Consider the following 24452-nt stretch of genomic DNA (forward strand, 5'->3'; position numbering starts at 1 on the left):
TTTTTAATTTATTTTATCAAGCTCCAAACGGTCGCTTTCGCTTTTCTTATTCGCCTGCAACAAATGGTAGTAATGCCATTTGACGAGCGCGTTTGATCGCAACGGTTAATTTGCGTTGGTATTTAGCGCTTGTGCCGGTTACACGACGTGGTAAAATTTTTCCGCGTTCAGAGATGAACTTTTTAAGTAAATCCACATCTTTGTAGTCGATATGAGTGATGCCATTAGCTGTGAAATAGCACACTTTCCGACGTTTTGCACGTCCGCCTTTACGTCCTCCTGCCATGAAAATTCCCTCCTTTAGAAGTTAATAAATCCGTTCGTTATAGGTTACATTAGAATGGGAGATCATCATCAGAAATATCAATTTGACCGCTTCCTGCAAATGGGTCATCATCCACTCTTGTAAACCCTTGATTAGCATTTTGACGTTGTTGATTCTGATTGCCGCCGCCATATGAAGACCCTTGAGGCTCCCGTGGTGGTGTGCCGTAAAAATCGTTGCCGTTTCTGTTGCTGGATGACCCTTTAGGTTCAAGGAATTGCACACTTTCAGCCAAGACTTCCGTCACATAGACGCGGCGTCCATCCTGAGCTTCGTAGTTTCGCGTTTGAATGCGCCCATCAACTCCAGCCAAGCTGCCCTTTTTCAAATAGTTAGCGACATTTTCCGCCGGTTTTCGCCAAACAACACAGTTAATAAAGTCTGCTTCGCGCTCACCCTGCTGATTGGAAAATGGACGATTGCAAGCCAAAGTAAAGGTAGCAACAGCTACTCCACTAGGGGTATAACGCAATTCTGGATCCTTCGTTAAACGGCCAACTAGCACGACACGATTCATCATCGGAATCAACTCCCTTTCTTTCCAATATGTTCCACGTGAAACATGTAAGCTTGGAAAAAATTTATCATAAAATTAATCTTAGTCTTCTTCTTTAATTACGATATGACGAATGATATCTTCGTTAATTTTTGCAAGACGAGAAAATTCTTGCACTGCAGCTGCTGGGGAAGTTGTATTCACGATTTCGTAATATCCATCACGGAAATCATTGATTTCGTAAGCTAAACGACGCTTACCCCAATCTTTTGATTCAGCTGTTTCCGCACCATTTTCAAGAAGAATGTTATTAAAGCGCTCCACAAGAGCCTTCTTTGCTTCATCTTCAATGTTTGGGCGGATGATGTACATAATTTCGTACTTATTCATCACGGTTACACCTCCTTTTGGTCTAAACGGCCCCCTCTTTTTTAAAAGGGCAAGGAGCAATTATTCATTACTCACGAATTCAAATTATAACATAGGCTGGATGGAAAAGCAATTTGTTTTCCGAAACGCTAATATACTTTGGAAAAGCGCTAATTAAACAGCTAAATTCGCTAATAAGTGGGACAAAATCGCTAATAAGTCTTTTTTCAATAACGAAAAAGTGTCAGGCACCACACCTGACACTCTCATCATACATTAAAACGGAAATGGACAACATCGCCGTCTTGTACTTCATAATCTTTCCCTTCCAAGCGGACTTTACCAGCTTCCTTGGCAGCATTATAGCTTCCAGCAGCTACAAGATCCTCATAGGAAACAACTTCTGCGCGAATAAAACCGCGTTCGAAATCAGAGTGGATAATTCCCGCACATTGCGGTGCCTTCATCCCTTTTCTAAATGTCCAAGCGCGCACCTCTTGCACACCAGCGGTAAAATAAGTTGCCAACCCAAGTAAATGATAAGCGGCGCGAATTAACTGATCAAGCCCTGATTCAGCAATGCCCAGTTCTTCCAGGAACATTTGCTTTTCTTCGCCTTCCAATTCGGCAATTTCCTCTTCTATCTTGGCACAAATGACAATAACTTCGGCATTTTCTTTTGCTGCATATTCACGAACCTGCTTTACATAGTCATTTTCGGATGGATCAGCAACATCATCCTCGCTGACATTAGCGACATAGAGCACAGGTTTAATCGTTAATAAATGCAAATGTCTGACTATCTTCATTTGCTCTTCGGTAAAAGCAACCGAACGCGCCGGTTTCTCCGCTTCAAAGGCCTCACGCAACAGCGTTAGAACTTCAAATTCGGCTACCGAATCCTTATCCTTTTGCTTGGCCATTTTTTCCACCCGGCCAATCCGTTTTTCAACTGTTTCCATATCGGCAAGAATGAGCTCCAAATTAATCGTTTCGATGTCGGAAATCGGATCCACTTTACCGGAAACATGGGTAATATTTTCATCAGCAAAGCAGCGGACCACCTGGCAAATAGCATCTACTTCGCGGATATGCGATAAGAATTTGTTCCCCAAACCTTCCCCCTTGCTGGCGCCTTTGACAATTCCGGCGATATCAGTAAATTCAAACGCGGTAGGAACAGTCTTTTTTGGATGGACCAACTCTGTTAATTTTTGCAGCCGGTAATCCGGCACCTCAACTATCCCGACATTGGGGTCAATTGTACAGAAAGGATAGTTTGCTGATTCCGCACCAGCTTGGGTAATTGCGTTAAATAACGTCGACTTTCCGACATTCGGCAGGCCGACAATCCCAGCAGTTAAAGCCATTCACGTTCACTCCTCAAGAAATTTTTATCTATTTTAAATACTGTTAATTTTTATCAAGGCGGTGTGATTAGTCAAAGCATCATTCGCAGCAAAATACCCTTTACAAAAGTTTTGCCCCACCCTTTACAAATACCTTTCACAATTATAGGCATTTGTCAGGAAAAAGACAAGAAATGATCAAACTCTCAATCTACTGAGTTTGTTAACATTTTTCAGCAATTTCCAACAATGTTTTCTATTTAACTATCAAATATGGTAAAATTTAAGACAAGCAATTCTTATCATCGCCAAAAATAAACAATTTTATCCTTACTTAAGTCATTTATTGAAGAGGGAACTATGAGAGAGACAAATGAACAATGTACAAGACGACCTCCATTACTTGGTAATTTTTTAAACAAAACCATTATCTTCACATTTTGCTTTGTCGTCATATCAACAGTTGCTTTTCACAATGCTGTTCAGGCTGCACAAAAAACAACTCAAGTAAATAGCCTTCCATTAACGAAATATGTCAATGTAGCCAGCGGTTCGTTAAATCTGCGGAAAAGTGCTTCGATAAATTCAGTGATTATTGCGAGACTCAGAAATGGGACCAGTGTAAAGGTGTGTCAAGAAGCAAATGGCTGGGCCAAAATTGAGGTAAATGGAAAACAAGGTTTCGTTCGTTCTTCCTTTTTGATTGCTAAAAAAAAGGTGACTGGAACACCAGCGAAAACGCCTAAAAAACCGAAAACAGTTACCAAATATGTTAATGTGAACCTTGGTTCCTCGTTAAATATGCGAAAAAGTGCCTCCACCACAGCATCTGTCTTGTTAAAATTGGCCCGGGGGGTACAGGTCACTGTTTACTCTGAAGCAAAAGGCTGGGCTAAAATTGGAGCATATGGAAAAACTGGTTATGTCAGTTCTGATTTTCTGAGCGCAACAAAACCGGCTTCCGGGACGAATACCGGTTCTGGCTCTGCTCCTTCAACCAATAACGGAGCGAGTCAAAATAACTTTCAAACAGATGTTAAATATGTAGATGTTGAATACGGAGCCAGCCTGCGCATGAGGGCTCAAGCTTCGACAAATGCGGAGATTATTACACAACTGGCGCGGGGAACAATGGTCACTGTTATTTCAGAGAAAGACGGCTGGGCAAAGGTAACTGCAAATGGGAAAACCGGTTATGTCAGCTCGCAATTTTTATCAAAAACCGCACCATTTAATCCCAATACAACGAGCGGGAACATCGAAAAGGTGTATGAAAATTACAATATAAGCTTGTCTGAAATGCTCAAATTTGAGATCGCCAGCCATCCACAAACAGATAAAAAATACGATACGTTTCTACAGGCCGATGCTCTAACTTTAACGAATCCTGAAAGCGGTATCGTAAATGGAGCCAGCTGGAATGTAAAAGGCGGTGCAGGTCCAGATTATTGGAATGTGGGACAGGTAAAAGACAAGGAAACCTTCAAGATTCTCTCCACTGTAAAGGGCAAAGACGATAAGGATTGGTATAAAGTCACCTATAATAAAACATGGGTTAATGCCAGTCCGGAGGATATTGCCTATTATTTGAATCCGAATAACTTCCTTGGGACCACCGCAAATTCACTGCAATTCCTTAAATTATCAGTGACAACCAACTTAAATGCCAATGAGGTAAATCAGCGTGTTTTATCCGGGAAAGGTGTATTACAAGGAACAGCAGCAACCTTTATATCTGCCGGAGAGAAATACGGGGTTAACGAGATGTATTTAATTTCCCATGCTCTCTTAGAAACAAATAATGGGAAATCTGAACTTGCCAAAGGAATTAAAGTAAATGGTAAAACCGTTTACAATATGTATGGAGTCGGGGCTTATGATGCTGATGCCATTAACAGCGGTGCTCAATTTGCTTATAATGCCGGCTGGTTTACACCAGAAGCGGCGATAATTGGCGGAGCACAATTTATCGCTAACGGCTATATTAATGCCGGACAGGACACACTTTACAAAATGAGGTGGAATCCTGGCGGGGCCGTGGCTACGGGCAAGGCAACCCATCAATACGCCTCAGATATTGGCTGGGCCGCAAAACAAGTTACGCAAATGTATAATTTATATAGTTTAGTAGATTCTTATAAACTTGTTCTGGAAATACCGAAATATAAATAAGTAATTTTAGCGTTGTCCCATAGTTTTGCACTATGGGACAATTTCTCTTGTTTAGCTGCTCCATTTGTCCCACAGCACCGCTCTATGGGACATTTACTCCAGATATACCTCCTACTTTGTCCCATAGGAACCTGTCCTAGTAAAATATCATAGTATTTTAAAAAAAATTGTATTATCCTTATTTAAAAAGTTAACGTTTCGGGGGTGAACATGTTGGCGACAGTAATAAAGGCAGCCTGCCCGTTAAATTGCTGGGATAGCTGCGGATTTCATGTGACCATCGAAGACGGTCGGGTGGCAAAAATTGAAGGCGACCCCGATCATCCGATTACAAAAGGGAAAATTTGCGGGCGCGGCCGCATGCTGGAAAAAAGGGCCAACTCAGCCGATCGCTTACTATATCCTTTAAAAAAGAGAAACGGTCAATTCGAACAGATTTCTTGGGAACAGGCACTCGATGAAATTGCCGCTAAATTAACAGCTATCAAAGAAGAATATGGTACAACAGCAGTGCTGCACAGCCATGATTACGCCAATAACGGGATTTTAAAAAATCTCGATCAGCGCTTCTTTAATTGCTATGGAGGTGTGACCGAGCTATATGGTTCACTATGCTGGGGCTCCGGGATCGAAGCGCAAAAATGGGATTTTGGCAATGCCTTAAGCCATGAGCCGAATGATCTTTATAACAGTAAAAATATTATCATTTGGGGCCGGAATGCCGCCCGTACTAATATGCATTTTTATGAAAAGCTACTAGAGGTTAAAAAACTAGGCGCAAAACTCTATGTGATTGACCCGCTGTTTAACGCAACCGCTAAAATGGCCGATGAGCATATTACCATTAAACCGGGAATGGACGGAATTTTAGCAGCCGGTGTCATCAAAGAAATGCTGCGTTTGGGTCTCGAAGACCAGGCGTTTATTGAACAATTCACTTATGGATTTCCTGATTTAGTGAAGCTGTTGGACGGGATTTCACTTGAAAAAATAACGGATATGACAGAGGTACCAGCCGCAACGATAACAAAATTAGCTTATCTATATGCTGACAAACCAACGGCAACTTTTATGGGGCTGGGCCTGCAGCGCTATAAAAACGGCGGTAATACCATCCGCCTGATCGATGCCCTTGTCGCGGTCAGCGGCAATATCGGTATCCCCGGCGGCGGCGCCAATTATGCCAATATCCAAGTTGGCCAAAGCTTTGCGTTTGCGGACTTGACTCTTCCCAACCGGCGCAAAAGTGAGCGGCAGTTTTCAATCATGAAACAGGCCGAGAGAGTTTTAACCGCAAAGGATCCGGAAATCAAAATGATTTTCGTAACCTGTGGCAACCCGCTGACGCAGGTTCCCGACTCAGCAGTGGTAGAAAGGGCTTTTTCTTCAGTCGAGACGTTAGTGGTTATCGAGCAATTTATGACTGATACGGCCAAGCTGGCGGATTATGTTTTACCGACAACAACGGCCTTTGAGGAAGAAGATTTTTATTATTCCTCGATGTATCACCATTATGTCAATTACGGCCCACAGCTGGTAACAGAACTCCCAGGTGAAGTGAAATCAGATTTGTGGATTTGGACGCAATTAGCCGAGCGGCTCGGGTTTGGAGCGGATTTTCATTTTACCCGGGATGAATGGTTGAATATGACGCTTAAACCACTCAAGGAAAAAGGCCTTACCCTGGAAAAATTAAAGGAAAAAGGCACTTTGGAACTGCCGGTAATAAAAATTCCTTGGCAGGACAGGAAGTTCGCAACGCCATCAGGTAAATTTGAATTTACTTCGCAATTGGCTCAACAAAAAGGGGGTACCGGCTTATTAACGCTTTCGGTTCCCGATGAATCGAAGTGGTCTAATCCGGAGCTGGCGCAGAAATATCCATATAGCCTACTAACGATTCACCCTCTGCGTTCCAACCATTCGCAACATTATCATTTACTGGGAGGAAATGTGAAGCTTAAAGTCGAGATTGCCTCAAATATTGCGGCTGGTTTAGGCCTGCAAAATGGCGACCAAGTCAGAGTTTGGAATGAGCGCGGAGAAATTAAAGGATTTGTTTCCATCCTAGCAGCAGCCCACCCTAATACGATTAATATCGAAGAGGGAATTTGGCGCAGGTTTGGCGGACCGGTAAATAATTTAACTTCCAGCCGTGAATCGGATAATGGCTTAGGCAGCACCCTCTATGACTGTCTTGTTAATCTAGAAAAACTATAGAGCTGTTTTCGTATTCAATACTATAAAAATAGATTCTATAATTTTATCGGCGAATTTTTCGTATTTAACGGTGAAACGAGACCTTTTATCGGCGATATGTCAGTTTTATCAGCGAAAAAGTAATTTTATCGGCGAATCATAAGAACAATAAAAAAAGCATGAAGTTTATTTTATTCTTCATGCTTGACTAAAACCTTTTTCATTTTCCGGGAAAATTCTCTTCTGGGGATCAACACGCTGTGGCCACAGCCCTCGCATTTAATCCGGATATCCATACCCATGCGGATGATCTTCCAGCGATTTGTTCCGCATGGATGCTGCTTCTTCATCTCAACAATATCATTTAGGGCAAACACCTTTTCCTCCATCTTGCATTCTCCTTTCTATTTTGGCTGTTTATCAGGGTACATGACAAATTTAGGTGCCGGAACCTTGATTCCATTATCGTCTAAAATGACTTTAATATCCTTGCGAATCATTCTTGCCACAGTGGAATGCTGCATTGGCAATGTTTCGGCGATTATCCTGAGCACCACCTCTGCCTGGCCCATTGATTGAATCCCCAGCAGCTGCGGGGTATCGACTAACTCTTCATACTCGTTTGGCATCTTTGTAAGCGCCTCTTCAATTACCTTTTGCGCCTTTTCAATATCTTCACCATAAGCAATGGCAATATCGATAACAGCGATGCTATTATTGATCGAAAAATTAGTAACCTGGGTAATGCTGCCATTAGGCAATATATGCACTTCTCCGGTCCAACTTTTTATTTTAGTCGTTCTTAATCCTATTGCTTCGACATTCCCTTCAAATTCTCCTACCCTAATATGATCGCCAACCGAAAATTGGTCCTCGAAAATGATAAAAAATCCGGAAATCACGTCCTTCACCAGGCTTTGGGCGCCAAACCCGACTGCCAGACCGACAACTCCTGCACCGGCAATCAGCGCTTCAACATTAATCCCAAAAACGGAAAGAACCATCATAAAGGCGATAAAATAGACCACATAGGTAATCGTATTATCCAACAGCTTCGCCAATGTTTCTTCCCTGCGCTCTGAATTTTTAAGCGGGGAAAGATTCCGCAGTTTAAAAACATTATGGATCGCTATTTTGCCGATTCGGATAATGATATTGGCAATGGCCATAATGAGAATAATCTTTAATAATCCTTGACCGAGACTTATCCATGTATCTTCATTTTGTAATTTATCAATGATATTTTTTTTAAATCCTTTTTCTGTAGTAAAATCCTCCATTTATACACCAACTTTCAAAGCTTTCATTCCCCATCTATTTTAACAATTTTTCTAAACAGAGAATAGTGAAGTGTTTTTAACATTTTTAACTTGGCTACGTATAGAAATTCTAAATTTTCCGTATAATGTTAAAGCAAATGTAAATGTTTCGTTGTTAAGGGGTGGACGTAATGAATCTGAAAGCGCACTTGTTCGATCGAAAAGCGAAAACATATATCCTCCATGATGATGTCTATGCTGTTCAAAGTCTTGCCACTGAATTACTTGCCAATATCCCGACAATCACCAGCCGTCCAATTGTCCTTTTATGTATCGGAACAGACCGCTCCACAGGAGATTCATTAGGTCCGTTAATTGGCACATTATTGGAGGAAAAAAGGCTGCCATCCTTTTATGTATATGGAACACTTGATGAACCGATTCATGCCGTTAATCTTGAGGATAGACTAAAGGAAATTCAAATGAAGCACGCGAACCCTTTTATTGTTGGTATTGACGCCTGCCTCGGGCGGATGAAAAATGTGGGCATGATCCAGGTTGGTAACGGTCCGGTTAAGCCAGGTGCCGGTGTCAATAAAGAACTTCCGGCTGTTGGCGACATCCATATCACAGGGATCGTCAATGTCAGCGGTTTTATGGAATTTTTCGTTTTACAAAATACCCGTCTCAACCTGGTCATGAAAATGGCCAGAACCATCGCTGACGGGATCTACCTGACAGGACTGCTTTATCAAAAAACTATGATTCAAGAAGAAAAGACCAATGAAACAGGGACCCGTTAAAGGTCCCTGTTAAATTTTAACATGATATAAAATCGTGACAATAATTGCGACGACGACTATTCCTGGAAGAAGATTAGCAACCTTTACCTTCGTTAAACCAATCATATTGAGCCCGATGGCAAAAATCATAATTCCCCCCGTTGCCGTCATCTCGGTAATAAACTGCTGCATTAACAGCTTCGGAACTAATTGATTAATTTGTGTCGCAAATGTTGCAATCAAACCTTCATATAAGACCACAGGGACGGCCGAAAAAATGACACCGATTCCAAGTGTAGTGGAGAGGATTAAAGCGGTAAAACCGTCTATCAGCGATTTGGTGTACAAGATATCATGGTTGCCGCGGATCCCGCTGTCCAGGGCACCAAGAATCGCCATTGCTCCAATCACGAAAATTAATGTAGCCGTCACAAACCCTTCTGATACGCTGCCTTTCCCGTTGTTTCCAACCTTATGTTCAAGCCATTTGCCAACATCATTTAATTTATCTTCCAATTTCAGCCATTCTCCAATCACTGCCCCGAAGACAAGGCTGAGAATCACAATTAAAAAATTATCGCTTTTCAAACCCATTTGCAGCCCTAAAACCATAACCGACAATCCAATTCCATACATAACGGTATTTTTCATGCCCTCAGGAATGCGGTTTAATAGTCTTCCAAGGACTGTCCCAATAATAATCAATAAACCATTCACCATCGTACCTAATAAAAACATCAACATTCACCTGAACTTGTTTGTCAAAATAATAATAGTTTAAACCTAACATGTTTTCTTGCTAAAGAAAAGGATTATTGAAAAAAAATAAACCATCCGACAGATGGCTTACTATGAATCATGCTCTTGTTCGAGAATTTCCAAAATTCGTTCTAAATCATCCTGGGAAAAGAACTCAATTTCTATTTTCCCTTTATTTTTATTCTGTTTAATTGTTACAGTAGTTCCAAACCGTTCCCGCAGCATATGCTCCCGTTCGACGATAAAAACGTCTTTTTTCTTTCCCGGCTTTTTTGTTTCACGTGGAACATTTTCATTTAATTGTTGAATCCATTTTTCCAGCTGACGGACATTCATCGATTCTTTGATGACCTTTTCTACTACCGTTGGAAGATGGCTCTTTTTCCTTAAGCCTAACAAGGCCCGTCCATGGCCCATGGAAATTTTCCCATCGGAAATAAGTTGTTGAACTTTCGGCGGCAGTGATAGTAAACGGATATGGTTGGCCACATGCGGACGGCTTTTTCCTAAACGTTTGGCTACTTCCTCTTGTGTTAAGTCTAGTTTTTCCATCAAGGTTTGGTAAGCTTGTCCTTCCTCAATCGGGTTTAAATCCTCCCGCTGCAGGTTTTCAATTACCGCCAATTCCATCATTTGCTGTTCCGAAAATTCCCTGACAACTGCCGGAACACTAGCGAGCTTTGCTTCCTTGGCGGCCCGGTAACGACGTTCCCCAACCACAATTTCGTAGCCTCTAATACTTTTTCTAACGATCAGCGGCTGCAGGATTCCATGTTCCAAAATTGATGCTTTTAATTCATCAATCGCTTCTTGGTTGAAGGATTTTCGCGGCTGGTAGGGGTTTGGACGAAGCTCTTTGAGTCTAATCTCTTGAACTGTTTCATCTTTTCCGGCTTCCATGTTGGAAAAGATAGCATCCAGGCCTTTTCCCAATCCTTTAGCCATTTGCAACCACTTCCTTTGCCAGATCTATATACACTTCAGCTCCACGGGATTTGGCATCATAGGTGATGATCGGTTCCCCATGGCTTGGCGCCTCACTTAGACGCACATTGCGAGGAATGATGGTTTTATAAACCCTATCTTGAAAATACTTTTTAACTTCTTCTATTACCTGAATTCCAAGATTTGTTCTGGCATCGAGCATTGTTAATAAGACGCCCTCAATTTTCAAATCCTGATTTAAATGTTTTTGCACCAGCCTAACTGTGTTTAATAATTGGCTTAGCCCTTCCAAAGCATAGTATTCACACTGGACAGGAATGATCACCGAGTCAGAAGCGGTTAAAGCATTGAGTGTGAGCAGCCCCAGTGACGGCGGGCAATCAATGATAATATAATCAAATTGATCTTTCACCTCTTCAAGCGCCCGTTTTAACCGTACTTCGCGAGAAATAGTTGGTACCAGTTCGATTTCTGCCCCTGCCAGTTGAATGGTTGCCGGGATCGCATATAAATTGTCAATTGCCGTTGGCCTGATGACTTCTTTTGCCTCAACATCGTCTACTAAAACATCGTATATACACTGTTCGACCACGGCTTTTTCAATTCCAATCCCGCTTGTTGCATTCCCCTGCGGGTCAATATCTACCATTAAGACTCGTTTACCGATATGTGCTAAGCAGGCGCCTAGGTTGACAGCGGTCGTCGTTTTGCCAACTCCGCCCTTTTGGTTCGCAATGGAAAGAATTTTACCCACGATGTCACCCACCCTTATTTCTCAAAAAATATGTTTCTTACACTCTAGCAAATATTTTCTCGATTCACGCCATTATCTGCTATGCCGTGTAAAAAGTAAAATTCCCATTTCTCTATTTTATCACGAAATGGATGGGTTGTTGGTTTTTTTCAAAAAATAATCCGCTGAAAGAGAGGAATCTTTTGAGGGAGGCAGAAAAAAAATGAAGAGACTGTCACAAAAGTCAGCCTCTCTATGTATTTCAATCTATTATTTTTTCTTTGGAATCCGAATGGTAAATTGGTAAAAATCGTCAAATTCTTCTTCTTCAGCATCCAGCTTAATGCCGTTATCGGTAACCATTGATAGCGATTGACGAATCGTGTTGACGGCAATTCTCATATCCTTGCTAAAGGCCTTCCGCTTCGGTTTCGGTTTGGCCGTCTTTTCCTGCAGCAGCTTGGTTACACGATCTTCCGTTTGTTTGACATTGAAATTTTTCTCAATGACTTCCTCAAGTAATTTTACCTGTTTTTCCGGATCCTTGAGTGGGATAAGAGCACGCGCATGGCGCTCAGTGATCACCTTATTTAATAAAGCGTCTTGAACCGGCTGCGGTAATTTAAGGAGGCGCAGTTTGTTCGCCACGGTTGACTGCCCTTTTCCGAGACGCTGCGCTAATGCCTCTTGCGTTAAATTATGCAGTTCCAGCAGTCGGCCGTAAGCAATCGCTTCCTCAATCGGAGATAATTCTTCCCGCTGCAAATTTTCGATCAAGGCAATCGAGGCGGTTTCCGTATCCGTCATATCTTTTACGATTGCCGGCACCTCAGTCCAACCCAGCTTTTTCATTGCCCTCCAGCGCCGCTCTCCGGCAATGATTTCAAATTGATTAGCAGCATACTCCCTGACAACAATTGGCTGGATAATCCCATGTATATGAATGGTTCGTGATAATTCTTCAATTTTCTCTTCATCAAAAACAGTACGCGGTTGGAAGCGGTTAGGAACAATTTGATCTATTGGAATTTTTTTGATTTCTTCATTTTTTTCACCGTCCAGCTCTTGCTCAAGCTCAACCGTCTGTTCCCCTTTATCTCCGAGGCCAAAAAAGCGGCTAAACGAACTCTTCATCCCCAACACCACCTTTCGAAACTCCCTATTACTTATTCTCTTTTCAAAATAATTCTTCCTGCATAGAATACCATTTTTACAAAAAATATGTTAGTACCGCAAACAGTTTTTCTGACCGTTCGTCCCGCAGCAACTCCCTATCAAGAGCGATAGCTGTTTTAGAGTGCTACTGAATGGGGGCCTTTGCCGGGGTACCAGGCTTTCTTGGGTATTTCTTAGGTGTTGGCTTTTCCTTTTTAAGGATGATCATATTCCGTTCTGACTGCTCAATTGGTAAAGTAAAGGTGAATTTGTTTTCAAGCCTGCCGCCGAGCGTGGTGATCGCCTTTTTGGCTTGAGTTAATTCCTCATCAGCATTGACTGCCTTTAAGGCGATGAAGTAACCGCCCACTTTTGTAAGCGGTAGACAGAGCTCACTTAATACAGACATTCTCGCAACAGCCCTTGCCGTAACAACATCAAAGCTCTCGCGATAGCTAGGATTGCCCCCGAAGGTTTCCGCCCGGTCATGCATAAACCGGACATTTTCCAACCCTAATACATTGGCAAGATGTTGTAAAAAGGAAATTCGCTTATTCAACGAATCGACAATCGTTACCTCAATATCCGGGAAAGCAATTTTTAGCGGAATGCTCGGAAACCCGGCACCAGCCCCAACGTCACAAAGACGAAGAGGCTTGGAAAAATCAAAGTAAAATGCTGCCGTCAGCGAATCATAAAAGTGCTTTAAATAAACATCTTCTTTGGCAGTAATGGCCGTCAGATTCATTTTTTCATTCCATTCAACAAGGGTCAGATAATACTGTTCAAACTGATCAAGCTGCTTTTCTGTCAAGCTGATTCCCTTTTCCTTCAGGATCGTGGTAAATTGTTCACTATTCATTGGGTAAATTTCCTCACTCACTTAATCATTGGCAATTCTGGCAATTCGGCCATGCTCAAGGTATACAAGTAAAATTGAAATATCGGCTGGATTAACTCCAGAAATTCTTGATGCTTGGGCCAGCGATAATGGCCTAATCTTCTTAAGCTTTTGTTTCGCTTCGGTAGCAAGCCCGGAGATGGCATCATAATCAATATTTTCCGGAATTTTTTTATCCTCCATTTTTTTCAATCGTTCCACTTGCTGCATTGATTTTTCAATATAGCCCTCATATTTAATTTGAATTTCAACTTGCTCTTTCATTTCATTACTTAATGGAGAATCCGGCTTAGCGATAGTCTCCAGTAATTCATAGGTCATTTCCGGCCGTTTTAACAAGTCGGAGGCACGGATTCCATCCTTTAGCTCGCTGCCGCCGATGCTGCGAACTAGCTCTTGAACATTTTTATCAGACGGTTTTAAGATGGTTGATCGGAGTCTTTCCTTCTCCGCATCAATTGCCGCTTTTTTGGCTAAAAATGCTTGGTAGCGTTCTTCACCAATTAAGCCAATTTTATAACCTATTTCCGTTAAACGTAAGTCGGCATTATCATGTCTTAACAACAGACGGTACTCCGCTCTCGATGTAAGCAGGCGATATGGTTCATTTGTCCCTTTGGTAACTAAATCGTCAATTAACACCCCAATGTAGGCCTCAGAGCGGCTTAACACCAATTCTTCCTTGCCTAAGGCATTAAGACCGGCGTTAATTCCAGCCATGATCCCTTGTCCCGCCGCTTCTTCGTAACCGGATGTTCCGTTGATTTGACCAGCTGTATAAAGGTTTTTGACGACCTTTGTTTCTAACGTCGGCCACAGCTGTGTAGGAACGATGGCATCATATTCAATCGCATAGCCAGGCCTCATGATTTCAGCGTTTTCTAAACCGGCGACGGTTTTCACCAGCTGGTGCTGTACATCTTCAGGGAGGCTGGTGGACAGGCCTTGAACATAGACCTCTTTCGTATTTCGGCCTTCCGGTTCAAGAAAGATCTGGTGGCGCGGTTTGTCGTTAAATCGGACAACCTTATCCTCAATCGATGGACAGTAGCGCGGACCCGTGCCTTTAATCATCCCGGAATACATCGGTGACCGATGCAGATTCTGATCAATTAATCGATGGGTATGTTCATTCGTATAAGTCAACCAACATGGGAGCTGGTCGGTAATAAATTGGGTCGTGTCGTAGGAAAATGCTCTTGGCTCCTCGTCACCAGGCTGGATTTCCGTTTTGCTATAATCAACCGTGTTCCCGTTTACCCTTGGCGGTGTACCTGTCTTAAAGCGGACAAGCTCGAAGCCAAGCCGTTCCAGGTGTTCTGACAGTTTGATCGATGGCTGCTGATTATTCGGGCCACTTGAGTATTTTAATTCACCGATAATAATTTCGCCGCGCAGGAAGGTACCGGTGGTAATGACGACGGTTTTGGAACGATAAATCGCTCCGGTTTTTGTGATAACCCCCTTGCAGACGCCATCCTCGACAATCAGCTCTTCGACCATTCCCTGAATTAACGTAAGGTTGGGCTCTTCTTCCAGCGTTCGTTTCATTTCGCGCTGGTATTCATTTTTATCCGCCTGAGCCCGTAAGGCACGCACTGCGGGGCCTTTACCGGTATTTAACATCCGCATTTGGATATACGTTTTATCAATGTTTTTACCCATTTGCCCACCAAGAGCATCTATTTCCCGAACGACAATCCCCTTGGCTGGACCGCCGACAGAAGGGTTGCAGGGCATGAAGGCCACCATATCGAGGTTGATTGTAATCATTAAAGTATTGGCACCCATGCGTGCCGCCGCGAGGCCTGCCTCACAGCCGGCATGTCCGGCCCCAACGACGACAACGTCGTAATTTCCTGCTTCATATTGTTGCATATTGATGTGTTCCTCCTTTTCCGCTACACGGAAAACTAAATATCATTTCATTTATGTTGTCCATCTTTGTACCTATCTGAAAAATATTGTGTTTCATTGAGCTTTGCGGCCGCGGATCTCTCTTTTCGGGCTATGAACCCCTGCTTCATTGACCGTATTTGGCCATGGGTTCCCTTTTCCAGTCATGAAATCAAGAAAATTGAACCAATTATTTTCCTAAACAGAATTGCGAGAACAACTGGTTGATTAAGTCGTCTTGGACACTTTCGCCGATAATTTCACCTAGCAGATTCCAAGTCCGCGTTAAATCTATTTGAACGATGTCAATCGGTGTTCCCATTTGGGCGCCGGCGATGGCCTCCTCAATCGCCTGCAAACTTTGGTTCAATAAGGCAATATGCCGGCTGTTGGATACATAGGTTGCGTCCTTTGCCTCAACAGAGCCGCTGAAAAACAGCGAGGCAATCGCTTCCTCTAACTCATCCACCCCGCGGTCTTGCAACAATGAGGTTGTCACAATCCGGTGTTCCTTTGCTAACTCATGAACCCGCTCGAGGTCAATTTGCTGCGGCAGATCTGTTTTATTGATAATGACAATCGTGTCCATCCCTTTCACTGCTTCGAACAGATTTTCATCCTCTTTTGTCAGCTGATCCGAATAATTCAACACAAGTAAAATTAAATCCGCCTCTTTTAACACCTGACGGGAACGCTCGACACCGATTCGCTCGACGATATCCTCAGTTTCCCTGATACCGGCCGTATCCAATAGTCTTAGCGGCACACCGCGGACATTGACATATTCTTCGATAACATCTCTTGTTGTACCAGGAACATCCGTCACAATCGCCTTATTTTCCTGTACAAGGCTGTTTAATAACGAGGATTTACCGACATTCGGTCTGCCGACAATAACGGTGGAGAGACCTTCACGGAGAATTTTTCCTTGCTGCGATGTCTGCAGCAGCTTTTTGATTTCCTCGTGAACATAAGCGGCCTTTGGCAACAACAATGAATGAGTCATTTCTTCAACATCATCATACTCGGGATAATCAATGTTTACCTCAATTTGCGCTAAAATCTCCAAGATTTCCTGCCGTAATCGGCGTATCAGCCTCGAGAGTCTTCCTTCCATTTGTCCGAGAGCGACATTCATCGCTCGATCTGTCTTCGCCCGAATCAGGTCAATGACTGCTTCCGCCTGTGATAAATCAATCCTCCCATTCAAGAAAGCACGCTTGGTAAATTCCCCCGGTTCCGCAAGCCGTGCACCATGACTTAATACCAGCTGAAGCACTCGATTCACCGAGACAAGTCCACCGTGACAATTGATTTCCACTACATCCTCTTTTGTAAAAGTTTTTGGTCCTTTCATCACGGAAACCATGACCTCTTCGACTACGTCCCCGGTTTTGGGGTCAAGGATATGGCCATAATGGATCGTATGGCTGCCTTGTTCCGCAAGTGTTTTTCCATTCACCCCTTTAAAAAGCCTATCGGCAATCAGGATGGCTGCTTCTCCACTTAAGCGAACAATAGCGATCGCTCCTTCCCCCATCGGCGTTGAGATGGCTGCTATCGTATCAAAGTCCATTCCGTTTCACCTCACATTAAAAAAATTATATAAAGTAATCGATTATTTATCCAAAAGAATAGCTTATCACAAAAAAACCCGTTTTTTATACTTTTATCCACAGGTTAATAAGAATCTTGTACTATTTTAACTTATCCACATGTGAATAACAATAAAACAAACAGAATGACTCAAGCAATGTTATCAACAAGTACCTATTCAAAAAAAGGGAAGAAAAAAACATCCTCCCAAATCGGAAGGATGTCTTAAAATACGATTGACTTATTTTCTTACTGGTGAAATAACGATATAACGGTGTGGTTCTATGCCATCAGAACTCGTTTTTACTCGTCTATTTTCAGCCAAAGCGGTGTGGATGACCTTTCGTTCATAGGAAGGCATCGGCTCTAAGGTTACTTCTTTTCCCGTCTTTACAGCCTTTTGGGCCAAGCGTTGGGCCAGTTGAATTAATGTTTCACTCCGACGCTCGCGGTAATTCTCCGCATCTAAAATGACGGTCACATAGTTTTGCGAAAACCGATTCATCACCAGCTGGGTTAAATATTGCAGCGAATTAAGGGTTTGTCCTCGTTTTCCAATCAACAATGCAATCTTTTCACCAGTTAAGGTAAAATACACCAGTTTGCCCTCCTGTTTTACATCAATATCAACAGGAGAACCCATTTGTTCGCTGACCTGACTCAAAAAATTCTTTGCTTCTTCAATTGGGTTCATGATCACGGAAACTTTGACAACAGCGGGACGTGAGCCAAAAATTCCGAAAATCCCCTTTTTTCCTTCATCAATTATATCAATATCTGTTTGATCTTTTGTTACATTTAATTGGGCTAAAGCTGACTCTACTGCTTCTTCGACGGTTTGTCCTGTAGCAGTTACCTGTTTCACTTTTTAGTTCCTCCCATTTTACCGGTTGCTTGCACCTTTATCTCCGGCCCTTTAATAAAATAGGTTTGCACAATCGAGAAAATATTACCGACCACCCAATATAAGGAAAGCGCTGATGGGAAGCTAATGGCAAAAATAACAATCATAATCGGCATCATCCAAAGCATCATTGCCATTTGCGGATTTTGGTTTGCCGTGCCAGCCATCATCATTTTTTGCTGGATAAACGTTGTGATACCAGCGACAATCGGTAAAATATACCATGGATCCTTGTCACCAAGATCAAACCATAAAAAGCTGCCCTCGGCAATCGCTCTCGTCCGCATAATCGCGTGATAAAATCCAATTAAAATCGGCATTTGGATCAATACCGGGAAACAGCCTGCCATTGGATTGACGCCATGTTTTTGGAATAGCGCCATGGTTTCCTGCTGCAGTTTTTGCTGGGTCTTTTGATCTTTGGAGCTATATTTTTCTTTCAGTGCCTGCATTTCCGGCTGCAGGGCCTGCATCGCTTTTGAGCTTTTTGTCTGTTTAATCATAAGCGGTAAAATAATCAGACGGATTATAATTGTTACGATTATAATGGATATCCCAAAGTTGCCGCCAAAAATATGAGCTACTTCTTTAATCAGCCAGGACAAGGGATAGACAATATACTCGTTCCAAAAGCCTTTACTTTCCGGGGTAATCGGCTTGTTTACTTCGCTGCACCCCGTTAGCAGCAGGAAAATCGAAAGCATCCCAAATACAAGTAAAATTCTTTTTTTCAACCAGTTTTTCCTCCTCGGAGTTAATATAGATATTTATAAAAATTATGTATATTTTTCTGTAATGGGTTTCAAAGGTAATTCTAACATCTTTTTATTAAAATTGCTTTAACAAAACGGTAAATTTGATCATTTTTTATCGGTTCTTTAATACCTTTCCTACCTTAAAAACATGCGTTAAACTTTTTTTTATCATAAAAAAGTCCATTTCGGCTGCCGGTTTCCTGGCAATAATTACATAATCATACCCCGGCAATAATTGATCCTTCAGTTCAAAAACGGACTGTCGAATATATCTTTTAATTTTATTTCGCGTAACCGCATTACCAAGCTTTTTACTAACGGATAAACCAATGCGAAAAAAGTCTTGGTCCTCCTTCGGCAATGAATAAACCACAAATTGGCGATTGGCAAACGATCTGCCCTGTTGAAATACTGTCTGAAAGTCTTTATTTTTTTTTATCCGCAGTTCCTTTTTCATTACCTAACACCTTCAATCAGTATGAAAACTTTTTGCTTAGAAAAAAGACCACTGAGACGTTTCAGTGGTCTAAGCTGATAATACTTTTCTACCTTTACGACGACGACGAGCTAGAACTTTACGTCCATTACTGGAGCTCATGCGACTGCGAAAACCGTGAACTTTGCTATGTTTCCGTTTATTTGGTTGATACGTTCTTTTCATATATGACACCTCCCAAAAGGAAAAGTCCTCATTTCAATTTCAGACGACAGTCTTATTTATTATAAAGATGTCCTCATTATATTGTCAACTGTCCTTCAACCATTAACCTAAATTTCCAATTTCTTATCATAGTGTTCTTTAGCGAACAGTTTACATTTAATTGTGGATATTAATCGACATTTTTCTGCTATCCACACAAGATATTGACAGGTTTTTCACAAATTATCAACCTGTGGACAATTATTATACACACATCGTTCGTCTTGTGGATAAGTTTAGAAAAACCATTGCGTAGCCTGCTATTATTTGTTATTATATTTGTGTTTTCACTCTGAATAACTTCTACCCAAAAAATAATTATCCACATTTTGTGGATAACCTGTGGACATGTTATCCCAAGGTTCTGTAAAATCTTGTCCACAGGTAGTGGATATTGTCGAAATCCTGCATTCTATCCTTATTATATGTTATCCACAAAATACCTTTTCATATATTAATAAATTTATAGTTATTTTTTATGGGAAAAGACGACGATGTCAACATAAATACTTTTATAAGGGAGGGACAATCGTTGGAAAATATTGCGGACCTTTGGCAGGCAGCTCTTTCCAATATTGAAAAGAAAATAAGCAAGCCTAGTTTTGAGACATGGTTTAAATCAACGAAAGCCCAGTCTCTTCAAGGCGATCAGCTTGTCATCAATGTTCCCAATGAATTCGCACGTGATTGGCTGGAGGAACGGTACTCCGATTTAATAACTGAGATTTTGTATGAACTCACCGGAGAAAGCTTAACGGCCAAGTTTATCATTCCGCAGGATCAACCAGAGGAAGAGCAAGAACTGCGAACGCCGCCAAAGAAGATGAAAAAGGATGACGATCACAACGATTTTCCGACAAGCGTATTAATTCCCAAATACACTTTCGATACCTTTGTCATTGGTTCCGGGAACCGCTTTGCTCATGCTGCTTCCCTTGCTGTTGCGGAAGCGCCGGCAAAAGCGTATAACCCGCTTTTTATTTATGGCGGTGTAGGACTAGGAAAAACCCACTTAATGCATGCCATTGGGCATTATGTATTGGAGCACAATCCAACGGCAAAGGTGGTATATTTGTCTTCTGAGAAATTTACCAATGAATTTATCAACTCAATCCGCGACAACCGGGCGGAAAGCTTTCGCAATAAATACCGCAATGTTGATGTCCTGCTCATTGATGATATTCAATTTTTAGCGGGGAAAGAATCAACGCAGGAGGAATTTTTCCATACGTTTAACAGCCTCCATGAGGAAAGCAAGCAAATTGTCATTTCCAGCGACCGGCCCCCAAGGGAAATTCCGACGCTTGAAGACCGCCTTAGATCAAGGTTTGAATGGGGATTAATTACCGATATCACTCCGCCAGATTTGGAAACTAGAATTGCCATCCTCAGAAAGAAAGCAAAGGCAGATGGCCTAGACATTCCTAATGAAGTCATGCTTTATATTGCCAATCAAATTGATTCCAACATTCGTGAACTAGAAGGAGCATTAATTCGCGTTGTCGCCTATTCGTCGCTAATTAATAAGGATATTAACGCAGATTTAGCTGCTGAAGCCCTAAAGGATATTATTCCCAGCTCAAAGCCTAAAGTCATTACCATTCATGAAATCCAGAAAGTTGTCGGGGAGCACTATAACGTAAAACTTGAGGATTTTAAGGCCAAAAAACGGACAAAATCAGTCGCTTTTCCAAGGCAAATTGCGATGTATTTGTCACGTGAATTAACCGATTATTCCTTGCCCAAAATAGGAGAAGAGTTTGGCGGCCGTGATCATACCACGGTGATTCACGCCCACGAAAAAATTTCCAAGCTGCTTCAAACCGATTCACTGCTGCAAAAGCAACTGAAGGAAATCAATGAACAATTGAAAATTTAAAGAAACCAAGGCAGCCTTGGTCTTACCGGGACATCCTTAGTTGTTGAAGTTGTGAATAACTTTCAAACACATATGCACAGTCTGTCCACATGTGGATAGGCTGTGTTTCCATTGTAAAAATAGGTTATCCACATGTTAACAACTCCTACTAATACTTCTCCTATTTTTTATAAAATAATAATATATGCTGATGCTAAAAAAATATGCCTAAAACGGAGGATTAAAAAATGAAATTTATTATCCAACGAGACCGACTTGTTCAAAGTGTCCAAGATGTTATGAAGGCAGTTACCTCAAGAACGACCATTCCGATCTTAACGGGAATAAAAATAACCGCAACAAATGAGGGAGTAACCTTAACGGGAAGTGACTCGGATATATCGATTGAGTCATTTATCCCTAAAGAAGAAGCCGGGGATGAAATTGTCGAAATAAAGCAGCCGGGTGCGATTGTTCTGCAAGCCAGATTTTTTAGTGAAATCGTGAAAAAGCTGCCAACTGATTTTGTTGAACTTGAAGTCTTAAATCATTTGCAAACCGTCATTCGTTCTGGTAAATCTGAATTTAATTTAATCGGTCTTGATGCTGAGGAATACCCTCACCTGCCGCAAATTGAGGAAAATAATAAATTTCAAATTGCCGGCGATCTTTTGAAGGCAATGATCAGGCAAACTCATTTTGCTGTATCAACTTCAGAAACACGCCCGATCTTGACAGGTGTCAACTGGAAGATAGAAAACGGTGAGTTAAGCTGTATTGCAACAGACAGCCATCGTCTCGCTCTTCGCAAGGCGAAAATCGAAACGGACCATGAGGCTAGTTACAATATTGTTATTCCTGGAAAAAGTTTAAATGAATTAAGTAAGATTATTGATGATTCAAATGAACCGATTGATATCGTGATTACAGAAAATCAAATATTATTTAAAGCAAAGCATTTGTTATTTTTCTCGAGATTGTTAGAGGGCAATTATCCTGATACTTCAAGATTAATTCCAGCCGATAGCAAGACGGAAATTACAGTTAATACGAAGGAATTTTTACAAGCGATTGACCGTGCATCTTTACTTGCCCGTGAAGGCAGAAATAATGTCGTTAAATTTTCCACACAAGAGGGCGGCATTATTGAAATCACCTCGAATACACCGGAAATAGGAAAGGTAGTAGAAGAAGTTCAAAGTGAGTCCATCGTCGGGGAAGAATTAAAAATTTCCTTTAGTGCCAAATATATGATGGATGCTTTAAAAGCATTGGAAGGAACCGAAATAACCATTAGCTTTACTGGCGCGATGCGTCCGTTTGTCATTCGTCCATTAAATGACGAAACGATTTTACAGTTGATTTTACCGGTTAGAACGTATTAATAATCCAAAGCCACCACTATTTTCAGGTGGCTTTTTTCTCGGTCCTTTCATTCCAAGGTAATCTTTGAAACAGAAGCAAATTTTTAGTAAAATAAAGTATTGAGACAATTTGTCTGGGAAAAAGACTGTTAAAAACACCTAACTGATATTTTTGGGAAATGAGAGTGATGATTTGCCTAAAAAAATAAAACTGGAAACAGAATTTATTACATTAGGCCAATTCTTAAAGCTGGCTGAGCTAATTCAATCAGGCGGCATGGCCAAATGGTTTTTAAGTGAACATGAAGTTTTTATAAATGGTGAATTGGATCAACGGAGAGGAAGAAAGCTTCGTGACGGTGATAAGCTCCAAATTCCCGGCTTTGGTGAGTTTGTGATTACCAAATAACCTTGTCTAGCTGCATCTCCTGGGAGCTCTATAATCTACAGCCCATGTTTCAAAGGCTAAAAACATCATATCGCCGCCGGATTGACTGGCTCCACGCCCCTGACTGCGGCGCTTACGCATTTCTGAAGAGGATGACGTTTGCATGTATATTGAATCGCTTAGTTTAACCAACTACCGCAATTACGAAGAATTATTGATCGAATTTGAAAATAAAGTAAATGTCATCTTAGGGGAAAATGCCCAAGGGAAAACAAACGTGATGGAGTCCATTTATGTTTTAGCGATGGCGAAGTCGCACAGAACGTCAAATGATAAAGATCTTATCCGTTGGGATCAAGATTATGCTAAAATAGAAGGTAGGGTTCAAAAACAGCACGGTTCATTACCCCTTCAATTAGTCATATCGAAAAAAGGTAAAAAGGCAAAATGCAACCATATAGAACAACGGAAATTAAGCCAATACGTTGGTAATATGAACGTCGTTATGTTTGCCCCTGAAGACCTTAATTTGGTTAAAGGAAGCCCTCAAGTTCGCAGAAGATTTATTGATATGGAAATAGGCCAGGTGTCCCCTATTTATTTACATGATATGAGTCAATATCAAAAAATTCTCCAGCAGCGTAATCATTTTTTAAAAATGTTGCAGATCAAGAAGCAGACGGACGAAACAATGCTTGAAATCTTAACAGAGCAATTCATTCAAACGGCTGTGAAGATTATTACCAAGAGATTCGAATTCTTGCGGCTGCTGCAAAATTGGGCAAAACCGATTCATCAAGGGATTTCAAGGGGACTTGAAACGCTTGAAATACAATATAAACCATCGGTTGATGTATTAGATAGGCTTGACTTGTCGAAAATGGTAGCAAGCTATCAAGAAAAGTTCGAAAAGGTAAAAAGTAGAGAAATAGAAAGGGGGACTACATTATTTGGCCCCCATCGTGATGATTTGCTGTTCTTCGTGAATAACCGCGACGTGCAAACCTTTGGCTCACAAGGTCAGCAGCGAACTACGGCGTTATCCGTCAAACTCGCGGAAATTGAATTAATCCACGCGGAAATTGGTGAATATCCGATCTTGCTTTTAGACGATGTTTTGTCCGAATTGGACGATTACCGGCAATCACACTTATTAAATACGATTCAAGGCAAGGTTCAAACATTCGTTACAACAACAAGCGTTGACGGGATTGACCATCAAACATTGAAAGAGGCTTCTGCATTTGAAGTCACTTCCGGTACAATGCGAAGGGTGAACTGAGGTGGAACATGTTTATTCATATTGGCGAAAACCTTAATATTAGGATAAAGGATATTATTGCCATTTTGGATAAAGAAAGTGTCCAGAATTCAGAAATGCTGAGGGAATTTATCGACCGCCACAAACAAAAGCTGATGAATTTATCAAAGAACCCCTATAAGTCAGTCATCGTCACCGATCAATACATTTATTTATCGTCAATTGCTTCAGGTACTTTAAAAAGACGTCAATATAAACGATTAGGATAGATTTAAATTTTTTCAAA

25 protein-coding genes are annotated in these 24452 nt (G+C 41.5%); 8 read left to right on the forward strand and 17 right to left on the reverse strand.

The features are described 5' to 3' along the window. Positions 1 to 46: 46 nt before the first annotated feature. From rpsR to ychF, 4 genes are all read right to left on the reverse strand, one after another. Positions 47 to 286 (reverse strand): 30S ribosomal protein S18, encoded by a 240-nt coding sequence (rpsR, locus tag JK635_RS14220; RefSeq protein ID WP_202654617.1) that lies wholly within the window; start codon positions 284 to 286, stop codon positions 47 to 49. A 49-nt stretch (positions 287 to 335) separates the two neighbouring features. Next, positions 336 to 845 (reverse strand): single-stranded DNA-binding protein, encoded by a 510-nt coding sequence (ssb, locus tag JK635_RS14225; protein WP_202654618.1) that lies wholly within the window; start codon positions 843 to 845, stop codon positions 336 to 338. A 78-nt stretch (positions 846 to 923) separates the two neighbouring features. Beyond that, positions 924 to 1211 carry a 30S ribosomal protein S6 gene (rpsF, locus tag JK635_RS14230; protein ID WP_202654619.1) on the reverse strand — a complete coding sequence of 96 codons (288 nt, stop codon included), beginning with the start codon at positions 1209 to 1211 and terminating at the stop codon, positions 924 to 926. Positions 1212 to 1459: 248 nt separating this feature from the next. After that, positions 1460 to 2560, reverse strand: a complete 1101-nt coding sequence (gene ychF / locus JK635_RS14235) for a redox-regulated ATPase YchF (RefSeq protein ID WP_202654620.1) — start codon at positions 2558 to 2560, stop codon at positions 1460 to 1462. Positions 2561 to 2899: 339 nt separating this feature from the next. Here ychF and JK635_RS14240 point away from each other — a divergent pair, with 339 nt between their 5' ends. After that, positions 2900 to 4711, forward strand: a complete 1812-nt coding sequence (locus JK635_RS14240) for an SH3 domain-containing protein (RefSeq protein ID WP_202654621.1) — start codon at positions 2900 to 2902, stop codon at positions 4709 to 4711. 210 nt (positions 4712 to 4921) lie between these two features. Continuing rightward, positions 4922 to 6931 (forward strand): molybdopterin-dependent oxidoreductase, encoded by a 2010-nt coding sequence (locus tag JK635_RS14245; RefSeq protein ID WP_235888107.1) that lies wholly within the window; start codon positions 4922 to 4924, stop codon positions 6929 to 6931. A 170-nt stretch (positions 6932 to 7101) separates the two neighbouring features. On the opposite strand, the gene JK635_RS14250 is transcribed toward JK635_RS14245, so the two are convergent. Next, on the reverse strand, positions 7102 to 7299 hold the full coding sequence (locus JK635_RS14250; RefSeq protein WP_202654622.1) for a DUF951 domain-containing protein: 198 nt from the start codon (positions 7297 to 7299) through the stop codon (positions 7102 to 7104). A 15-nt stretch (positions 7300 to 7314) separates the two neighbouring features. Then, entirely contained in the window at positions 7315 to 8190 is an 876-nt protein-coding gene (locus JK635_RS14255) for a mechanosensitive ion channel family protein (protein ID WP_202654623.1), read from the reverse strand. Positions 8191 to 8360: 170 nt separating this feature from the next. Here JK635_RS14255 and yyaC point away from each other — a divergent pair, with 170 nt between their 5' ends. Next, the gene (gene yyaC / locus JK635_RS14260; RefSeq protein ID WP_202654624.1) at positions 8361 to 8972 is read left to right on the forward strand and encodes a spore protease YyaC; all 612 of its coding nucleotides are present in this window, start codon (positions 8361 to 8363) and stop codon (positions 8970 to 8972) included. Positions 8973 to 8981: 9 nt separating this feature from the next. On the opposite strand, the gene JK635_RS14265 is transcribed toward yyaC, so the two are convergent. From JK635_RS14265 to rpmH, 11 genes are all read right to left on the reverse strand, one after another. Next, positions 8982 to 9689, reverse strand: a complete 708-nt coding sequence (locus tag JK635_RS14265; protein ID WP_202654625.1) for a DUF554 domain-containing protein — start codon at positions 9687 to 9689, stop codon at positions 8982 to 8984. Positions 9690 to 9800: 111 nt separating this feature from the next. Then, positions 9801 to 10655, reverse strand: a complete 855-nt coding sequence (locus JK635_RS14270; protein ID WP_202654626.1) for a ParB/RepB/Spo0J family partition protein — start codon at positions 10653 to 10655, stop codon at positions 9801 to 9803. Then, on the reverse strand, positions 10648 to 11409 hold the full coding sequence (locus JK635_RS14275) for a ParA family protein (RefSeq protein ID WP_202654627.1): 762 nt from the start codon (positions 11407 to 11409) through the stop codon (positions 10648 to 10650). Before JK635_RS14275 ends, JK635_RS14270 begins: the two co-directional genes overlap by 8 nt. Positions 11410 to 11658: 249 nt before the next feature. Beyond that, positions 11659 to 12522, reverse strand: coding sequence for a nucleoid occlusion protein (gene noc / locus JK635_RS14280; protein ID WP_202654628.1), 864 nt, complete (start codon positions 12520 to 12522; stop codon positions 11659 to 11661). 166 nt (positions 12523 to 12688) lie between these two features. Beyond that, the gene (gene rsmG, locus JK635_RS14285; protein WP_202654629.1) at positions 12689 to 13405 is read right to left on the reverse strand and encodes a 16S rRNA (guanine(527)-N(7))-methyltransferase RsmG; all 717 of its coding nucleotides are present in this window, start codon (positions 13403 to 13405) and stop codon (positions 12689 to 12691) included. Positions 13406 to 13426: 21 nt separating this feature from the next. After that, a complete protein-coding gene (gene mnmG / locus JK635_RS14290; RefSeq protein WP_202654630.1) occupies positions 13427 to 15322 on the reverse strand; it encodes a tRNA uridine-5-carboxymethylaminomethyl(34) synthesis enzyme MnmG in 1896 nt (631 codons plus the stop codon). 208 nt (positions 15323 to 15530) lie between these two features. Continuing rightward, on the reverse strand, positions 15531 to 16916 hold the full coding sequence (gene mnmE, locus JK635_RS14295; protein WP_202654631.1) for a tRNA uridine-5-carboxymethylaminomethyl(34) synthesis GTPase MnmE: 1386 nt from the start codon (positions 16914 to 16916) through the stop codon (positions 15531 to 15533). A gap of 261 nt (positions 16917 to 17177) precedes the next feature. Further along, positions 17178 to 17801: an RNA-binding cell elongation regulator Jag/EloR gene (gene jag, locus JK635_RS14300; RefSeq protein WP_202654632.1), complete on the reverse strand. Its 624-nt coding sequence runs from the start codon at positions 17799 to 17801 to the stop codon at positions 17178 to 17180. Beyond that, positions 17798 to 18574 carry a YidC family membrane integrase SpoIIIJ gene (gene spoIIIJ / locus JK635_RS14305; protein ID WP_202654633.1) on the reverse strand — a complete coding sequence of 259 codons (777 nt, stop codon included), beginning with the start codon at positions 18572 to 18574 and terminating at the stop codon, positions 17798 to 17800. The genes jag and spoIIIJ overlap by 4 nt, the downstream gene beginning before the upstream one ends. Before the next feature lie 133 nt (positions 18575 to 18707). Next, positions 18708 to 19052, reverse strand: a complete 345-nt coding sequence (gene rnpA, locus JK635_RS14310; protein WP_202654634.1) for a ribonuclease P protein component — start codon at positions 19050 to 19052, stop codon at positions 18708 to 18710. A 69-nt stretch (positions 19053 to 19121) separates the two neighbouring features. Then, positions 19122 to 19256, reverse strand: coding sequence for a 50S ribosomal protein L34 (gene rpmH / locus JK635_RS14315; protein WP_199420775.1), 135 nt, complete (start codon positions 19254 to 19256; stop codon positions 19122 to 19124). Between the two features lie 571 nt (positions 19257 to 19827). Here rpmH and dnaA point away from each other — a divergent pair. The 5 genes from dnaA to remB all read left to right on the forward strand — a co-directional run bounded on the left by dnaA (position 19828) and on the right by remB (position 24435). Further along, positions 19828 to 21174: a chromosomal replication initiator protein DnaA gene (gene dnaA / locus JK635_RS14320; protein ID WP_202654635.1), complete on the forward strand. Its 1347-nt coding sequence runs from the start codon at positions 19828 to 19830 to the stop codon at positions 21172 to 21174. 227 nt (positions 21175 to 21401) lie between these two features. After that, positions 21402 to 22538: a DNA polymerase III subunit beta gene (gene dnaN / locus JK635_RS14325; RefSeq protein ID WP_202654636.1), complete on the forward strand. Its 1137-nt coding sequence runs from the start codon at positions 21402 to 21404 to the stop codon at positions 22536 to 22538. 172 nt (positions 22539 to 22710) lie between these two features. Continuing rightward, positions 22711 to 22926, forward strand: a complete 216-nt coding sequence (yaaA, locus tag JK635_RS14330; protein WP_202654637.1) for a S4 domain-containing protein YaaA — start codon at positions 22711 to 22713, stop codon at positions 22924 to 22926. A 142-nt stretch (positions 22927 to 23068) separates the two neighbouring features. Continuing rightward, positions 23069 to 24187, forward strand: a complete 1119-nt coding sequence (gene recF, locus JK635_RS14335; protein WP_202654638.1) for a DNA replication/repair protein RecF — start codon at positions 23069 to 23071, stop codon at positions 24185 to 24187. An 8-nt stretch (positions 24188 to 24195) separates the two neighbouring features. Beyond that, on the forward strand, positions 24196 to 24435 hold the full coding sequence (gene remB / locus JK635_RS14340; protein WP_202654639.1) for an extracellular matrix regulator RemB: 240 nt from the start codon (positions 24196 to 24198) through the stop codon (positions 24433 to 24435). Positions 24436 to 24452 lie beyond the last annotated feature (17 nt).

The sequence above is a fragment of the Neobacillus paridis genome (assembly GCF_016765675.1).
GTDB classification, from domain to species: Bacteria; Bacillota; Bacilli; order Bacillales; family Cytobacillaceae; genus Neobacillus; species Neobacillus paridis.

What these genes read in the sequence shown, in the direction of transcription:
- rpsR (WP_202654617.1), bottom strand. Translation starts at nt 286, where the DNA reads ATGGCAGGAGGACGTAAAGGCGGACGTGCAAAACGTCGGAAAGTGTGC.
- ssb (WP_202654618.1), bottom strand. Translation starts at nt 845, where the DNA reads ATGATGAATCGTGTCGTGCTAGTTGGCCGTTTAACGAAGGATCCAGAA.
- rpsF (WP_202654619.1), bottom strand. Translation starts at nt 1,211, where the DNA reads ATGAATAAGTACGAAATTATGTACATCATCCGCCCAAACATTGAAGAT.
- ychF (WP_202654620.1), bottom strand. Translation starts at nt 2,560, where the DNA reads ATGGCTTTAACTGCTGGGATTGTCGGCCTGCCGAATGTCGGAAAGTCG.
- JK635_RS14240 (WP_202654621.1), top strand. Translation starts at nt 2,900, where the DNA reads ATGAGAGAGACAAATGAACAATGTACAAGACGACCTCCATTACTTGGT.
- JK635_RS14245 (WP_235888107.1), top strand. Translation starts at nt 4,922, where the DNA reads ATGTTGGCGACAGTAATAAAGGCAGCCTGCCCGTTAAATTGCTGGGAT.
- JK635_RS14250 (WP_202654622.1), bottom strand. Translation starts at nt 7,299, where the DNA reads ATGGAGGAAAAGGTGTTTGCCCTAAATGATATTGTTGAGATGAAGAAG.
- JK635_RS14255 (WP_202654623.1), bottom strand. Translation starts at nt 8,190, where the DNA reads ATGGAGGATTTTACTACAGAAAAAGGATTTAAAAAAAATATCATTGAT.
- yyaC (WP_202654624.1), top strand. Translation starts at nt 8,361, where the DNA reads ATGAATCTGAAAGCGCACTTGTTCGATCGAAAAGCGAAAACATATATC.
- JK635_RS14265 (WP_202654625.1), bottom strand. Translation starts at nt 9,689, where the DNA reads ATGTTTTTATTAGGTACGATGGTGAATGGTTTATTGATTATTATTGGG.
- JK635_RS14270 (WP_202654626.1), bottom strand. Translation starts at nt 10,655, where the DNA reads ATGGCTAAAGGATTGGGAAAAGGCCTGGATGCTATCTTTTCCAACATG.
- noc (WP_202654628.1), bottom strand. Translation starts at nt 12,522, where the DNA reads ATGAAGAGTTCGTTTAGCCGCTTTTTTGGCCTCGGAGATAAAGGGGAA.
- rsmG (WP_202654629.1), bottom strand. Translation starts at nt 13,405, where the DNA reads ATGAATAGTGAACAATTTACCACGATCCTGAAGGAAAAGGGAATCAGC.
- mnmG (WP_202654630.1), bottom strand. Translation starts at nt 15,322, where the DNA reads ATGCAACAATATGAAGCAGGAAATTACGACGTTGTCGTCGTTGGGGCC.
- mnmE (WP_202654631.1), bottom strand. Translation starts at nt 16,916, where the DNA reads ATGGACTTTGATACGATAGCAGCCATCTCAACGCCGATGGGGGAAGGA.
- rnpA (WP_202654634.1), bottom strand. Translation starts at nt 19,052, where the DNA reads ATGAAAAAGGAACTGCGGATAAAAAAAAATAAAGACTTTCAGACAGTA.
- rpmH (WP_199420775.1), bottom strand. Translation starts at nt 19,256, where the DNA reads ATGAAAAGAACGTATCAACCAAATAAACGGAAACATAGCAAAGTTCAC.
- dnaN (WP_202654636.1), top strand. Translation starts at nt 21,402, where the DNA reads ATGAAATTTATTATCCAACGAGACCGACTTGTTCAAAGTGTCCAAGAT.
- recF (WP_202654638.1), top strand. Translation starts at nt 23,069, where the DNA reads ATGTATATTGAATCGCTTAGTTTAACCAACTACCGCAATTACGAAGAA.
- remB (WP_202654639.1), top strand. Translation starts at nt 24,196, where the DNA reads ATGTTTATTCATATTGGCGAAAACCTTAATATTAGGATAAAGGATATT.